This window comes from Mycolicibacterium sichuanense (assembly GCF_033741125.1).
GTDB lineage: Bacteria > Actinomycetota > Actinomycetes > Mycobacteriales > Mycobacteriaceae > Mycobacterium.
In genome coordinates, this window is sequence record NZ_JAWQPU010000001.1 from 852193 (window position 1) to 867762 (window position 15570).

14 protein-coding genes are annotated in these 15570 nt (G+C 67.7%); all 14 read right to left on the reverse strand.

Going from position 1 to position 15570, the window contains the following annotated elements; genetic code table 11:
* Positions 1 to 22 precede the first annotated feature (22 nt).
* The 14 genes from nuoN to SBI80_RS04160 all read right to left on the reverse strand — a co-directional run bounded on the left by nuoN (position 23) and on the right by SBI80_RS04160 (position 15538).
* Positions 23 to 1600 (reverse strand): NADH-quinone oxidoreductase subunit NuoN, encoded by a 1578-nt coding sequence (gene nuoN, locus SBI80_RS04095; RefSeq protein WP_318973128.1) that lies wholly within the window; start codon positions 1598 to 1600, stop codon positions 23 to 25.
* Positions 1597 to 3144, reverse strand: a complete 1548-nt coding sequence (locus SBI80_RS04100; RefSeq protein WP_318973677.1) for an NADH-quinone oxidoreductase subunit M — start codon at positions 3142 to 3144, stop codon at positions 1597 to 1599. Before SBI80_RS04100 ends, nuoN begins: the two co-directional genes overlap by 4 nt.
* Before the next feature lie 5 nt (positions 3145 to 3149).
* Entirely contained in the window at positions 3150 to 5066 is a 1917-nt protein-coding gene (nuoL, locus tag SBI80_RS04105; RefSeq protein WP_318973129.1) for an NADH-quinone oxidoreductase subunit L, read from the reverse strand.
* Positions 5066 to 5365: an NADH-quinone oxidoreductase subunit NuoK gene (gene nuoK / locus SBI80_RS04110; RefSeq protein WP_318973130.1), complete on the reverse strand. Its 300-nt coding sequence runs from the start codon at positions 5363 to 5365 to the stop codon at positions 5066 to 5068. Before nuoK ends, nuoL begins: the two co-directional genes overlap by 1 nt.
* 22 nt (positions 5366 to 5387) lie before the next feature.
* The gene (locus SBI80_RS04115) at positions 5388 to 6152 is read right to left on the reverse strand and encodes an NADH-quinone oxidoreductase subunit J (protein ID WP_318973131.1); all 765 of its coding nucleotides are present in this window, start codon (positions 6150 to 6152) and stop codon (positions 5388 to 5390) included.
* Positions 6149 to 6745: an NADH-quinone oxidoreductase subunit NuoI gene (nuoI, locus tag SBI80_RS04120; protein WP_318973132.1), complete on the reverse strand. Its 597-nt coding sequence runs from the start codon at positions 6743 to 6745 to the stop codon at positions 6149 to 6151. Before nuoI ends, SBI80_RS04115 begins: the two co-directional genes overlap by 4 nt.
* On the reverse strand, positions 6738 to 7970 hold the full coding sequence (gene nuoH, locus SBI80_RS04125; RefSeq protein ID WP_318973133.1) for an NADH-quinone oxidoreductase subunit NuoH: 1233 nt from the start codon (positions 7968 to 7970) through the stop codon (positions 6738 to 6740). Before nuoH ends, nuoI begins: the two co-directional genes overlap by 8 nt.
* Complete coding sequence (locus tag SBI80_RS04130) at positions 7967 to 10354, reverse strand: NADH-quinone oxidoreductase subunit G (protein ID WP_318973134.1); 2388 nt, start codon at positions 10352 to 10354, stop codon at positions 7967 to 7969. The genes nuoH and SBI80_RS04130 overlap by 4 nt, the downstream gene beginning before the upstream one ends.
* A gap of 79 nt (positions 10355 to 10433) precedes the next feature.
* Positions 10434 to 11762 carry an NADH-quinone oxidoreductase subunit NuoF gene (gene nuoF / locus SBI80_RS04135; protein ID WP_318973135.1) on the reverse strand — a complete coding sequence of 443 codons (1329 nt, stop codon included), beginning with the start codon at positions 11760 to 11762 and terminating at the stop codon, positions 10434 to 10436.
* Entirely contained in the window at positions 11759 to 12604 is an 846-nt protein-coding gene (gene nuoE / locus SBI80_RS04140) for an NADH-quinone oxidoreductase subunit NuoE (protein WP_318973136.1), read from the reverse strand. Before nuoE ends, nuoF begins: the two co-directional genes overlap by 4 nt.
* On the reverse strand, positions 12601 to 13917 hold the full coding sequence (gene nuoD / locus SBI80_RS04145; protein WP_318973137.1) for an NADH dehydrogenase (quinone) subunit D: 1317 nt from the start codon (positions 13915 to 13917) through the stop codon (positions 12601 to 12603). The genes nuoE and nuoD overlap by 4 nt, the downstream gene beginning before the upstream one ends.
* Complete coding sequence (locus SBI80_RS04150) at positions 13917 to 14600, reverse strand: NADH-quinone oxidoreductase subunit C (protein WP_318973138.1); 684 nt, start codon at positions 14598 to 14600, stop codon at positions 13917 to 13919. The genes nuoD and SBI80_RS04150 overlap by 1 nt, the downstream gene beginning before the upstream one ends.
* A complete protein-coding gene (locus tag SBI80_RS04155) occupies positions 14597 to 15154 on the reverse strand; it encodes a NuoB/complex I 20 kDa subunit family protein (protein ID WP_318973139.1) in 558 nt (185 codons plus the stop codon). The genes SBI80_RS04150 and SBI80_RS04155 overlap by 4 nt, the downstream gene beginning before the upstream one ends.
* 9 nt (positions 15155 to 15163) lie before the next feature.
* Positions 15164 to 15538 carry an NADH-quinone oxidoreductase subunit A gene (locus SBI80_RS04160; RefSeq protein WP_318973140.1) on the reverse strand — a complete coding sequence of 125 codons (375 nt, stop codon included), beginning with the start codon at positions 15536 to 15538 and terminating at the stop codon, positions 15164 to 15166.
* Between the last annotated feature and the right edge of the window lie 32 nt (positions 15539 to 15570).

A 15570-nucleotide genomic window follows, 5' to 3' on the forward strand; every position in this document is an offset into this window, starting at 1 on the left:
GCGGCACCCATCGGTTCGTCGGTCAACGCACGAACTGATTGGCGGTGTTCACCAGGTCCAGGATCGGCTGCGGCAGCGCACCCAGCGCCAAGGTGATCGCGGCGGTCAGCGTGACCGTCGCCGTGCTGAGCGCACTGGGCACCACCACGGTCGGGGCGTCGTCCGGGGGATCGGTGAAGAACAGCAGCACGATCACGCGGACGTAGAAGTACGCCGCCACCGCGCTGGCGCACACGCCGACGATCACCAGCGGAGCGGCGCCTCCCTCGGCGGCGGCCTTGAAGACCGCGAACTTGCTGACGAAGCCGCTCGTCAGGGGGATGCCGGCGAAGGCGAGTAGGAACAGCGAGAACACCACCCCGACCAGGGGGTTGCTGCGGCCAAGGCCCGCCCACCTGGACATGTCGGTCTCCTCCTCGCCGGCCGCGTTGCGGACCACGCTGACCACGGCGAAGGCTCCGAGGGTGCTGAAGCCGTAGGCGAACAGGTAGAACAGGGTCGCGGCAACACCGCTGTCGTTCAACGCGATGACGCCGGTCAGGATGAAACCGGCGTGCGCCACCGAGGAGTAGGCGAGCATCCGCTTGACGTCGGTCTGCGACACCGCCGTCACCGTGCCGACCACCATCGTGAGGATCGCGATGCCCCACATCAGCGGCCGCCAGTCGTCCTCGAACCCCGGCAGTGCGACCGAGAAGATCCTCAGCATCGCCCCGAACGCGGCGATCTTGGTGGCTGCCGCCATGAACGCCGTCACGGGGGTGGGGGCGCCCTGGTAGACGTCGGGAATCCACGAATGAAACGGCACCGCACCGACTTTGAACAACACTCCCACCGACAGCAGGCCGATGCCGACGAGGGCCAGCGTGGTGTCGTCGCCGTTCGACGCGATCGTCTCGCGGATGCCGCCCAGGGTCAGTCCGCCGGAGTAGCCATACAGCAGTGCGATGCCGTACAGGAAGAACGCCGACGAGAACGCGCCCAGCAGGAAGTACTTGAGGGCCGCCTCCTGCGACAGCAACCGCCGTTGCCGGGCCAGCCCGCACATCAGGTAGAGCGGCAGCGAGAACACCTCGAGCGCAACGAACATCGTCAGCAGATCATTGGAGGCGCCGAAGAGCATCATCCCCGCGAGCGCGAACATCGTCAGTGGGAAGATCTCCGTTTGCGCGATCCCGGCCTTGGTGGCCAGCTTCTCGGCGACGCTGCCCGGCACCGTCGACGCCATCGGGGTGAACGCGTCGAGGCCGCCGGCACCCTCTTCGGCGTCGACCTCGGAGGCGATGCGGCGCTCGGCGATCAGCAGGGTGCCGAGGATGCCGACCAGCAGCAGGGTGCCCTGCAGGAACAGCGCGGGCTTGTCGAGGACGACCGCGCCCATCACGGCAGTCTGGCCGGGTGACGAACCGAGACCGACCCATTCGACGACGACCGCGGCCAGCGCGGCGATCTGACCGGCGACGGCCATCGTCGACTGCACCCGGTAGCGCAGGCCGCGGGGCAGGAACGCCTCGGCGAGCACGCCTAGCACGGCCGCGCCCAGCACGATCAGCATCGGCGAGAGCAATCCGTACTCGACCGACGGTGGGGTGAGGGTCATTTCGCGGGTCCCCCTTCGGCGAGTCGGGGTGCGGGGTCCTGCTGGCCGATCGTGCCAAGGGTGTGGCCGACGGCGGGGTCGATGACGTCCAGCACGGGTTTGGGGTACGTCCCGAGCACCAGCAGGATCGCGATGAGCGGTGTGACGACCACGAGCTCGCGCGGCACCAGATCACGCAACTTCTCGTTGTCGGGGGCGACCGGCCCGGTCATCATGCGCTGGTACGTCCAGAGGATGTAGATCGCCGACAGCACCAGTGCCGACGCCGCGAACACCGCCATGGCGGGGTACCTGGTGAACGTGCCGATGAGCACCAGGAACTCGCTGATGAACGGCGCCAGACCCGGTAGCGACAGGGTGGCAAGCGCGGCGACCAGGAACGTGCCCGCCAATACCGGTGCCACCCGTTGCACCCCGCCGAACGAGGCGATGGCGCGACTTCCCCTGCGCGACACCAGGAATCCCGCGATCAGGAATAGCGCCGCGGTGGAGATGCCGTGGTTGACCATGTACAGCGTCGACCCGGACTGGCCCTGGCTGGTCATCACGAAGATGCCGAGGATGATGAAGCCGAAGTGCGAGATCGAGGTGTAGGCGATCAGCCGCATGACGTCGGTCTGCCCGATGGCCACGACCGCGCCGTAGACGATCCCGATGACGGCGAGCGTGATGATCAGCGGCCGGAACGTCATCGACGCATCGGGAAACAGCTGCAGGCAATAGCGCAGCATGCCGAACGTGCCGACCTTGTCGACGACGGCCATCATCAGTACCGCGGTCGCCGGGGTGGCCTCGACCGCGGCGTCGGGCAGCCAGCGGTGGAATGGCCACAGCGGTGCCTTCACCGCGAACGCGAACATGAAGCCGAGGAACAACGCGTCGAGCACCGCCGGGTCGATGTGCAGCGACCCGTTGGCGACGGCCGCGACGATCGCCCGGAAGTCGAACGTACCACCGGCGAACGCCGAACTGCCGGCCGTCGCCACGTACAGTCCGATCACCGCGGCGAGCATGATGAGTCCCCCGAAGAGGTTGTACAGCAGGAACTTCACTGCCGCCTTGGATCTGTTGGCCCCGCCGAACCCGCCGATGAGGAAGTACATCGGGATCAGCATCGCCTCGAAGAAGACGTAGAACAGCAGCACGTCCAGCGCGGTCAGCGAGATCAGCACCATGCCCTCGACGGCCAGCGTCAGCGCCATGTACGTGTGCGCCGAGCGGGCCTGGTCGCTGCCATCGTTCCAGCCTGCGACGATCAGCAACGGCACCAGCACGGCCGTCAGGGCCACCAGCGCCAGCGCGATGCCGTCGAGGCCGAGGATGTAGCCCGTGCCGAAGGACGGAATCCAGGCGTGGTCCTCGACGAATTGATATTGCGCCGCACCGGGTTCGAAGGTCACGGCGAGGAACACCGCGATGCCGAGCACCACCAGCGAGACGGCCAGGGCGGCATACTTCGCGAGATGCCGTGCCGCCGAGGGCAGCAGGATCACCACGACGGCACCCAGCATCGGCACGGCCCACAGGATCGTCAACCACGGCATCGTGCTCACCAGACCCTCACCGCCAGGATGGCGGCGATCACCAGCGCCGCGCCACCCAGTATCGATAGCGCGTAGGAGCGGGCGAAACCGGTTTGGAACTGGCGCAACCATTCCGAGGTCGACCCGACCAGCGCGCCGAGCCCACTCGACACCCCGTCGATGCCCTCGTCGTCGATCTCGACGAACCCCGCCGTGATCCGCTGTCCAGGCCGCATCAGCACGTCCTCGTTGACGGCGTCGCCGTACAAATCCCGGCGGGCGGCCACGGTCAACGCCGAGACCTCTTGCGGTGCCGTCACCGGCACCGGCCTCGTCGCGTACATCCGGTAGGCGATGCCGATGCCGATCGCGACGACGGCAAGGGTGACGACGGTGATCACCCACACCGGAATGGCGTGCGGCGCCTCCGGGTGGGCGCCGACGACGGGTTCGAGCCAGTGCTCCAGGGTGCCGCCCACGGCGAGTAAGCCGCCGGCGCCCACCGAACCGATGGCGAGCACGATCATCGGCACCGTCATGCTGGCCGGTGACTCGTGCGGATTCGGCTCGGTCACCTCTCCCGACGCTTGGCTCACCGTGGCCCGCCAGCGTCGCTCTCCGAAGAACGTCATCAGCATCACCCGCGTCATGTAGAACGCGGTGATACCCGCACCGAGCAGCGCGGTGCCACCCAGCGCCACCCCCTTGACTCCGCCTGCGGCAAAGGCGGTTTCGATGATGGCGTCCTTGGAGAAGAAGCCGGCGAATGGTGGCACCCCGATGATGGCGAGATAGCCGAGCCCGAACGTGACGAACGTGATGGGCATGACCGTGCGCAGACCGCCGAATCGGCGCATGTCGGTCTCGTCGTCCATGCCGTGCATCACCGATCCGGCCCCGAGGAACAGCCCGGCCTTGAAGAAGCCGTGGGTCAGCAGGTGCATGATAGCGATGGCGTAACCCGCCGGGCCGAGGCCGGCAGCCAGCACCATGTAGCCGATCTGGCTCATCGTCGACGCGGCGAGCGCCTTCTTGATGTCGTCCTTGGCACACCCGATGACCGCGCCGAAGAGCAGGGTTACGGCCCCGACGATCACGACGCCTAGACGGGCCTCGGGGGCCAGGTCGTACACGGGCCCGGACCGCACGATGAGGTACACGCCCGCGGTCACCATCGTCGCGGCGTGGATGAGCGCCGACACCGGCGTCGGGCCCTCCATCGCGTCGCCGAGCCACGATTGCAGCGGCACCTGGGCGGACTTGCCGCACGCGGCGAGCAGGAGGAGCAGACCGATCGCGGTGAGCGTGCCGTGGTCCATCTGCCCGGCCGCTCCGAAGACGCCTTCGTACGAGATGGTCCCGACACTGGCGAACATCACCATCAGTGCAAGGGCCAGCCCGACGTCACCGACGCGGTTGACCACGAAGGCTTTCTTGGCTGCGGTAGCGGCCGAGGGCTTGTACTGCCAGAAGCCAATCAGCAGGTACGAGGCCAGGCCGACGCCCTCCCAGCCCACGTACAGGCCGAGATAGTTGTCGGCGAGCACCAGCAGCAACATGGCCGCCACGAAGAGGTTGAGGTAGCCGAAGAACCGCCGCCGTTCGGGATCGTGTGCCATGTAGCCGACCGAGTAGACGTGGATCAGCGATCCCACCCCGGTGATCAGCAGGACGAAACAGATGGACAGCTGGTCGATCTGGAGCCCGAAGTCGACGTGCAGCCGACCGACCGGGACCCAGGTGAACAGGTGCTGGTGATACCCGCGGTCGTCGGGCCGCTGGCCCAGCATGCGGGAGAACAGCACCACGCCGACGGCGAAGGAGGCCAGCACCGCCGCGCAGCCCAGCAGGTGGCCCCATGCGTTGGTGGCCCTGCCGCCCAGCAGCAGGACGACCGCGCCGAGGAGTGGCAGGGCGATCAACAGCCACACGGGAAGGTCCACTAGTGCCTCAGCAGGTTCGCCGCGTCGACCGAGGCCGATTGTCTGGCCCGGAAGATCGTCATGATTATCGCCAGCCCGACCACTACCTCGCAGGCGGCGACGACCATGGTGAAGAACGCCACCACCTGGCCGTCGAGATGGCCGTGCATCCGGGAGAACGTGACGAAGGCGAGGTTGGCGGCATTGAGCATCAGCTCGACGCACATGAACATGACGATCGCGTTGCGCCGCAACAGCACTCCCGCCGCACCAATGGTGAACAGCAGCGCCGACAGATACAGGTAGTTCGCGGGGTTCATATCGCCCCTCGCGTCCGCGGGTTCACTTGGGCGCTCCCTCCTTCGAGACGGCCATGCTGCGCGCCGGCAGGATGCCGCTCACCGACGTCACGGCATCGGAGCCGTCGGGTAGCCGGGCTGCCATGTCGACGGCGTTGTTGCGGGCGTAGACCCCGGGGTTGGGCATCGGCGTGGCATGTCCGCCGGCGGCGAACCGTTCGACCGAGAGCTCGCGTTGGGACTTGCGGCGGTCGATGCGTTCCCGGTGCGTCAGCACCATCGCGCCGAGGACGGCCGTGATGAGCAGGGCGCTGGTCAGTTCGAACGCCCACAGGTAGCGGACGAAGATGAGTGCCGCCAGGCCGTCGACGTTGCCGCCCGCGTTGGCCTGCGCCAGACCGGTGAAACCCGCCACCGACACGTTGCCGATGCCCGCGATGAGCAGCACGCCGAAGGCCAACCCGGCACCGATGGCCGCATAGCGTTGTCCGCGAATGGTTTCCACCAGTGAATCGGCCGAATCCACCCCGATGAGCATCAGGACGAACAGGAACAGCATCATCACCGCACCGGTGTAGACCACGACCTGCACGACCCCCAGGAACAGTGCATCCTGAGCGATGTAGAGAATCGCCAGGCTGATCATCGTCAGCGCCAGGAAGATCGCCGAGTAGACGGCCTTGGGGGCGGCGACGACGGCGATGGCACCCAGCACGGCCAGGGTGCCCAGCACCCAGAACGTCACCGCCTCCATCGTCGACGTGCGCTGAATGGTGTCGGCCGCCAGGACCGCGAATTGGCCGGTCACGGTGCGACTTCCGTGGCGACTTCCCGTGGAACGGCCTTGGCCTTCACGCTGGGCGTGCCCAGCGGGGTGGCGAGACCGTCGGCCCTGACGTTGCCCCGGTAGTAGTCCTCGTCGGTGCTGCCCGGGGCCATCGCATGGGGTGGAGCGATCATCCCCGGCTGCAACGGGGCCAGTAGCTTGTCCTTGCCGTAGATCAGGTCGGCCCGGTTGTCGTCGGCGAGCTCGTAGTCGTTGGTCATGGTCAGCGCGCGCGTCGGGCAGGCCTCGATGCACAGGCCGCAGCCGATGCATCGCAGGTAGTTGATCTGGTACACCCGCCCATACCGCTCACCTGGGGAGAAGCGTTCCGCCTCGGTGTTGTCGGCGCCCTCGACGAAGATCGCGTCCGCCGGGCACGCCCAGGCGCAGAGCTCACAGCCGATGCACTTCTCCAGACCGTCCTCGTACCGGTTCAGTTGGTGGCGGCCGTGATAACGCTTGGCCACCGGTCCCGGTTTCTCCGGATACTCCTCGGTGATCGGCTTCTTGAACATCGTCTTGAACGTCACGCCGAAGCCGGCGATGGCGTCGACGAGGTGCGGCCGCTTAGGCATCGGCGGGCTCCTTCGCGGGGATGGGTGGCACCGGGAACGCCCCGTATGCCGTCGAGGGTCGATCGGCGAGGCGGTCGGGTCGGGTCTGCGCGTGCCGCAGCACTCGCCAGAGGTAGACCAGCAGTAGCAGGGCGAGGAACGCGCCGGTGGCGACGAGCACCACCGTCAGCCCGTCTTGACCCCGGGTACGCAGCGTCCGGACGACGGCGACCGTCACGATCCAGCCCAGCGAGATCGGAATGAGGATCTTCCAGCCCAATCCCATGAACTGGTCGTAACGCAGACGCGGCAGGGTGGCCCGCAACCAGATGAAGCCGAACAGGAACGTCCACACCTTGAGCACGAACCACAGCAGAGGCCACCAGCCGGAATTGGCACCGCCGATCATGTTGAACGGCCACGGCGCCTGCCAACCCCCCAGGAACAGGGTGGTCGCCAACGCGGCGACGGTCGTCATGTTGACGTACTCGGCGAGCATGAACATGGCGAACTTCAGCGACGAGTACTCGGTGTGGAATCCGCCGACGAGCTCACCCTCGGCTTCTGGCAGATCGAAGGGCGCGCGGTTGGTCTCGCCCACCATCGAGGTCACGTAGATGACGAACGACGGGAGCAGCAGGAACACGTACCACAGCCCCTGCTGCTTGGCGACGATCTCCGAGGTGGACATCGTGCCCGAATACAGGAACACCGCCGCGAAGCACAGCGCCATCGCGATCTCGTAGGAGATCACCTGGGCGCTCGAGCGCAGGCCGCCGAGTAGGGGATAGGTGGAGCCGGATGCCCAGCCCGCCAACACGATTCCGTACACCCCGATGGACGTCACCGCCAGCACGTACAGCACGCCGACGGAGAGGTCGGTCAACTGTAGCGGCGTCTGGTGGCCGAAGACGCTCACCATGCCGCCCATCGGAATGACGGCGAACGCCAGGATCGCCGGGATGACGGCGATGACCGGAGCTGCGAGGTAGATCGGCTTGTCGACGCCGGCCGGGATGAGCCCCTCCTTCAGCGCGAGCTTGACCCCGTCGACGAGGCTCTGCAGCAGACCGAACGGCCCGACTCGGTTCGGGCCGAAGCGCATCTGCATCCTGCCGAGCACCTTGCGTTCGACGAGGATCGCCACCAGTACCGTCAGCAGGCAGAATACGAAGACGAATAGCGCCTTGGCCAGCATCAGCCACCAGGGATCGTGGCCGAACGACCCGAGATTGGGGTACGTCACGAGGGCTCGCCTTCCGTCGCGATGGTGACCACCGCGCCGGGCGATACGCCGAGCGCGAGATGGGTCCGCGAACCCGGCGAGTCCAGTGGTACCCATACCACCCGCTCGGGCATCTCGGTGATCGTCAGCGGCAGGGTGATGGCGCCCCGCGGCGTGCCGACGGTGACCGGATCACCCTCACGCGCACCGATTTCGGCGGCCGTGTCGGGCGAGAGCCGGGCCATCGGGGGCCGGGCCGTGCCCGCCAGATGCGGTTCACCGTCCTGCAGACGTCCCGCGTCCAGCAGCATGCGCCATCCGGCCAGGACCGCGGTCCCCGGGGCCAGGTCGCGAACCGGTGCGGGCGGCACGTCCGGCATCGCGGGGCGGTTGCCCCGCCAGGTACCGAGGCCGCGCAACTCCGCGCGGGCGGCGGCGGCGTCGCGCAACCCAAGGTCGACGCCGACCTCCTCGGCGAGCGCCGCGAGCACGCGAGCATCGGAGGTGGCGTTCGGCGGCAGCGCGGCTTCGAAGGAACGCTGTCGCCCTTCCCAATTGACGAACGAACCGGACTTCTCGGTGACGGGTGCGACGGGGAACACGACGTCTGCACGCGCGGTCACCGCACCGTGCCGCAACTCCAGGCTGACGACGAAGGGCGCGGCGTCGACGGCCGCCACGGCGGTGACCGGATCGGGAAGGTCGTCGACGTCGACGCCGCCGATGAGCAGCGCCCCAAGCGTGCCGTCGGTGGCCGCCGCGAGGATGCCCGCCGCGTCGCGTCCCGGCGCACTGGGAACGTCGTCGACGTGCCACGCCGCGGCGACCTCGGCGCGGGCGGCGGCATCCCCGAGTGGCCGGCCGCCCGGCAGCAGGCCCGGCGCTGCACCGGCTTCCAGCGCTCCGCGGTCCCCGGCGCGTCGCGGAACCCAGCCCACCCGGGCACCGGTGCGTTCGGCCAGGCGCAGCACCGCCGAGTACGCCCCTGGTGACGTCGCCAGCCGCTCGCCGACCAGGACGATCGTGGTCGCGTCCACCTCGCCATCGAGGGCGTCGAGGGCGGCGGCCTCCGCTCCCGGTGCGGCCGCGACGAGGGTGCCACCCATCTTCTCCAGCCCGCGCGTCGCGAAGGGGGCGATCGACGTGACCTTGAGACCCCGCTTGCGAAACGCCTTGCGCAGGCGCAGGTAGACGATCGGCGACTCCTCCTCCGGTTCGAACCCGACCAGCAGCACCGCGGGTGCCGCTTCGAGGTCGGTGAACGTGACGGCCATCGGTCGGCCCGCCACCGCAGCTGCCAGGAACTGCGCCTCCTCCGCGGAGTGGGCTCGGCTGCGGAAGTCGATGTCGTTGGTGCCAAGCACGATCCGGGCGAACTTGGCGTAGGCATAGGCGTCCTCGAGTGTGGCGCGGCCGCCGACCAGCACGCCAACGTCGGCCCCCGCGGCGCCCAGCCCGCGGATCGCCACCGCGACCGCCTCCGACCAGGACGCCGGGCGCTGACTGCCGTCGGCGTCGCGCACCAGCGGTGTCTGGATGCGGTCACCCTGCGTCGGGTAGGTGAACGCCCACCGGCCCTTGTCGCAGTTCCACTCCTCGTTGACTTCGGGATCGTCACCGGCCAAGCGCCGCAGGACCCTGCCGCGGCGGTGGTCGGTGCGCTGGGCGCAGCCCGAGGCGCAGTGTTCGCAGACGCTGGGGGTGGACACCAGGTCGAACGGCCTGGCGCGGAATCGGTAGGCCGTGCCCGTCAGGGCGCCAACCGGGCAGATCTGCACGGTGTTGCCGGAGAAGTACGAGTCGAACGGGGTGTCGTTCGCGATGCCGACCTGCTGCAGTGCGCCGCGCTCGACCAGTTCGATGAACGGGTCCCCGGCGATCTGATTGGAGAAGCGCGTGCACCTAGCGCACAGGACGCAGCGCTCGCGGTCCAGCAGCACCTGCGCGGACAGGTTGATCGGCTTCGGGAACGTGCGCTTGACGTCGTCGAAGCGCGTGTCCGCCTGACCGTTCGACATGGCCTGGTTCTGCAGTGGGCACTCACCGCCCTTGTCGCAGACGGGACAGTCGAGCGGATGGTTGATCAGCAGCAGCTCCATCACGCCGTGTTGCGCCTTGTCGGCCGCGGCGGAAGTCAGCTGTGTGCGCACCACCATGTCCGGGGTGACGGTTATGGTGCACGACGCCATGGGCTTGCGCTGGCCCTCGACCTCGACGAGGCACTGCCGGCACGCGCCGACGGGTTCGAGCAGCGGGTGATCGCAGAACCGGGGGATCTGGATGCCCATCAGCTCGGCGGCGCGAATCACCAAGGTGCCCTTGGGCACGCTCATCGGATGGTCGTCGATGGTCAGCGACACCATCTCGGTCTCGGCCGTGTCCTTCTTCGGCTCGGTCGTCGTCACGCACCCACCCCCTTTCCCGCGAGCAGTCGCAAATGGCCCTCGATTGCCCTGAAAGAGGGCCCTTTGCGTCTGCTCGCGGTCATGACAGCGCCCCTTCCGGTGTGGCCAGCATCGAAGCGTGCGGGTCGAACGGGCACCCACCCCCGAGGTGGGCCTCGTACTCATCGCGGAAGAACTTGATCGAAGACAGGATTGGGCTCGCCGCGCCGTCGCCGAGCGCGCAGAACGACTTGCCGAAGATGGCGTCGGCGATGTCGAGCAACTTGTCCACGTCCTCGCGTCGGCCGGTGCCGTCCTCGAGGCGGGCGTAGATCTGTGCCAGCCAGTAGGTGCCCTCGCGACACGGCGTGCACTTGCCGCACGATTCGTGGGCGTAGAACTGCGTCCATCGGCGGACGGCCCGCACCACGCACGTCGTCTCGTCGAAGATCTGCAGCGCCTTGGTGCCGAGCATCGAGCCGACGCCCGCCATGCCCTCGTAATCCAGTGGCACGTCCAGGTGTTCGGCGGTCAGCAGCGGAGTCGACGAACCACCGGGGGTCCAGAACTTCAACTGGTGGCCGGCGCGCACCCCGCCCGCGTAGTCGAGCAGCTCGCGCAGCGTGATGCCAAGCGGCGCCTCGTACTGCCCCGGGGTGGTGACGTGACCCGACAGCGAGTAGAGCGTGAACCCGGGTGACTTCTCCGACCCCATCGACTTGAACCAGTCGACTCCGCCGCGGATGACGGCGGGCACACTGGCGATCGACTCGACGTTGTTGACCACCGTCGGACAGGCGTAGAGACCGGCGACCGCGGGAAAGGGCGGACGCAGGCGGGGCTGACCGCGGCGGCCCTCGAGCGAGTCGAGCAGTGCGGTCTCCTCACCGCAGATGTAGGCGCCCGCCCCGGCGTGCACGATCAGGTCCAGATCGAAGCCGGATCCGAGGATGTCGCTGCCGAGGAAGCCTGCCTCGTAGGCCTCGGCGACGGCGGTCTGCAGCCTGCGCAGCACCGGCAGGACCTCGCCACGGACGTAGATGAACGCATGGCGCGCCCGGATCGCGTACGCCGCGATGATCGCGCCCTCGACGAGGACGTGCGGGGTGGCCAGCAGCAGAGGCATGTCCTTGCAGGTGCCCGGCTCCGACTCGTCGGCGTTGATCACCAGATAGTGCGGCTTGGCGGCGGCGCCCCCGGTCTTCTGGTCACCCCGCTCCTGGGGAATGAACGACCACTTCTGACCGGTCGGGAACCCTGCCCCGCCCCGGCCGCGCAGCCCGGAGTCCTTGACGGTGTCGATCACCGCGTCGGGATCCATCGCAAGCGCGGTCCGCAGTGCCTCGTAGCCGTGATGTCGCTGGTAGCAGTCCAAGGTCCACGAGGACGGCTCGTCCCAGTAGCTGCTCAGCACCGGCGTCAACGTCATTCGGGGGCTCCGTCCTTCGCGGGCACCTCGGCCGACGGGCCTGGGGCGGGCTCCTCGCGCTTGGCCTCCCTGGTCAGCTGCTCGTCGTCGGGTCCGCTTGCGGTAGTGCCGGATTCGCCGACCTCGGGTGCCGTCATGCCGCGCTCGCGGGCTATTCGCAGCCCGGCCAGCGTGGCGTCACCGGCGGGGGCGTCGTTGGCACCGGGCCGCTGGTCGGCGAAACCGGCCAGGATCATGGCCGTTTCGCGAAACGTGCACACCGGCGCACCGCGCGTCGGGGTGACGGGTCCCCCCGAACGCAGTTCGTCGACGAGATCCCGTGCCGAGGTGGGTGTCTGGTTGTCGAAGAACTCCCAGTTGACCATGACCACCGGCGCGTAGTCACAGGCGGCGTTGCACTCGACGTGCTCCAGGGTGATCTTGCCGTCGTCGGTGGTCTGCCCGGCGTGAAGGCCCAGATGGTCTTCGAGCACCTCGAGGATCGCGTCGCCTCCCATCACCGCGCACAGCGTGTTGGTGCACACGCCGACCAGGTAGTCCCCGGTGGGGGTACGCCGGTACATCGAGTAGAACGTCGCGACCGCGGTCACCTCGGCGGGCGTGAGATCGAGTCGGTCGGCGCAGAACGCGACACCCGCGGGCGTGAGGTATCCGTCCTCGGCCTGTACCAGGTGCAGCAGGGGCAGCAGAGCCGACCGAGGGTGGGGATACCTGGCGATGACGAGTGCCGCGTCGGCCGCCAGCCGACTGGTCACCTCGGCCGTATAGTGCCGTGGCCCAGCCGATATCGGTGGCCCCGGCTCGTCGGGTCGCGGCCCGAGCTGCAGATCGACGACGCTCACCTGTCCACTCCGCCCATCACCGGGTCGATCGACGCCACCGCCGCGATCGCATCTGCCACCATGCCGCCCTCGCACATCGCCGCCACCGCTTGAAGATTGGTGAACGACGGGTCGCGGTAGTGCACGCGATACGGCCGGGTGCCACCGTCGGAGACCATGTGCACGCCGAGTTCGCCCCGCGGTGACTCGACCGCGACGTAGACCTGACCGGCGGGCACGCGAATGCCCTCGGTGACGAGTTTGAAGTGGTGGATCAGGGCTTCCATCGAACCGCCCATGATCTTGGCGATGTGTTCGGGCGAGTTGCCGAGGCCGTCGGGCCCGAGCTTCAGATCCGCGGGCCAGGCCAGCTTCTTGTCGGTGATCATCACCGGTCCAGGCTTCAGCTTGTCCAGGCACTGCTCCACGATCTTGATCGACTCGCGCATCTCGCGCACCCGGATCATGTAACGGCCGTAGGCATCGCACTCGTCGGTCGTGATGACGTCGAATTCGTAGTCCGCGTAGCCGCAGTACGGCTGGGCGCGTCGCAGATCGTGGGGCAACCCGGTCGACCGCAGGCAGGGGCCGGTGATGCCCAGCGCCATGCAACCGGTCAGGTCGAGGTAGCCGACCCCCTGGGTGCGGGCCTTCCAGATGTAGTTCTCGTTGAGCAGATTCTCCATGTCCCGCAGCCGCTTTGGCAGCAGCGTCAACAGTTCCTTGAGCTGGGGGATTGCCTCGTCGGGCAGGTCGGCGGCCAGGCCGCCGGGCCGGATGTAGGCGTGGTTCATCCGAAGTCCGGTGATGGTCTCGAAGATCGACAGCACCAGCTCGCGTTCGCGGAACCCGAAGAACATGGCCGACATGGACCCGAGTTCCATGCCGCCGGTGGCCAGCGCCACCAGATGGCTGGAGATTCTGTTGAGCTCCATCAGCATCACGCGTATGACGCTGGCGCGTTCGGGAATCACGTCGGTGACGTCGAGCAGCTTCTCGACGCCCAGGCAGTAGACCGTTTCGTTGAAGAACGGTGACAGGTAGTCCATTCGGGTGACGAAGGTGACGCCCTGGGTCCAGTTGCGGAACTCGAGGTTCTTCTCGATCCCGGTGTGCAGGTAGCCAATTCCGCAGCGGATCTCGGTGATCGTCTCGCCTTCGATCTCCAGGATCAGGCGCAGGACGCCGTGGGTGGACGGGTGCTGCGGGCCCATGTTGACGATGATGCGTTCCCCGGCGACGGCGTTGTCACGGGCCGCTTCGACCACGTGGTGCCAGTCTTCACCGCCCACCGTGACCACGAGCTCTTCGGGCGGGTTGTTGGAGGCGGTCATCAGTTGTAGGACCTCCGGGCGTCCGGCGGTTGAATCTCGGCCCCGTGGTACTCCACGGGAATGCCACCCAGCGGGTAGTCCTTGCGCTGCGGGTGGCCCACCCAGTCGTCCGGCATCTCGATGCGCGTCAGGGACGGGTGCCCGTCGAAGACGATCCCGAAGAAGTCATAGGTCTCGCGCTCGTGCCAATCGGTGGTCGGATAGACCGAGAAGAGGGACGGCACGTGGGGATCTGCGTCGGGGGCGGCCACCTCGAGACGGATCCTGCGATTGTGGGTGATGGACATCAGCGGGTAGACGGCGTGCAATTCGCGGCCGGCGTCACCGGGGTAGTGCACGCCGGAGACGCCAAGGCAGAGTTCGAATCTCAGGGCGGGGTCATCGCGCACGGCCTGAGCGACGGCCACCAGGTGCTCACGCCGCACCTCGAGGGTGAGCTCGTCGCGAAACACCACCACGCGCTCGATCGCCCCGCCGAATACGTCATCGCCCAGCGCGTCCGCCAGCGCGTCGACGACCTCGTCGAAGTAGCCGCCGTAGGGCCTCGGCGAACTGCCGGGTAGCGAGACGTCGCGGACCAGCCGGCCGTAACCCGAGGTGTCGCCGCTGCCCTCTACGCCGAACATGCCGCGACGTCGGCCGATCACCTCAGCAGCGTCACCGTTGCCGTTGGTCCCCGTCATGAGCGCAGCAGTCCCTTGAGCTCGATCGTCGGACGCGAGGCGAGCGCGGCCTCCTCGGCCGCGGCGATGGCCTCGGCCCGGTTGACGCCCAGCGGCATGTCCTGAATCTTGGCGTGCAACATCAGGATTGCATTGAGCAACATCTCGGGGCGTGGCGGGCAACCCGGCAGGTAGATGTCGACCGGCACGATGTGGTCGACGCCCTGGACGATCGCGTAGTTGTTGAACATCCCGCCCGACGATGCGCACACCCCCATGGCGAGAACCCATTTGGGCTCGGCCATCTGGTCATACACCTGGCGCAGTACCGGGGCCATCTTCTGGCTCACCCGTCCGGCGACGATCATCAGATCGGCCTGTCGCGGGGTCGCGGAGAAGCGTTCCATCCCGAACCGGGCGATGTCGAAACGCGGACCGGCCGTGGCCATCATCTCGATGGCGCAGCATGCCAGTCCGAACGTCGCGGGCCACAACGACCCCTTGCGCACGTATCCGGCGACCTTCTCCAGCGTCGACAGCAGGATGCCGCCGGGCAGCTGTTCCTCTAGTCCCATGCGTCGGCCTCAGTTCCAGCTGAGTCCGCCGCGCCGCCACACGTATGCGTAGGCGACGAACACGGTGAGCATGAACAGCAGCATCTCCACGACGGCGAACAGCCCAAGCGAGTCGAATGCCACTGCCCACGGGTAGAGGAACACGATCTCGATGTCGAAGACGATGAACAGCATCGCGGTGAGGTAGTACTTCACCGGGAAGCGCTGGCCGGTCTGCAGGTCACCCGGCGACCCTGGTGCAATGGGTTCGATGCCGCACTCGTATGCCTCGAGTTTGGCCCGGTTGTAGCGCCGCGGGCCGATCAGGACCGCGATGCCGACCGAACCAATCGCGAATGCCGCCGCGATCGCTCCAAGAACCAGGATGGGTAGATAGGCGTTCATACCGCTGTGTCGCTCCCTCGTTGGGCCATCGA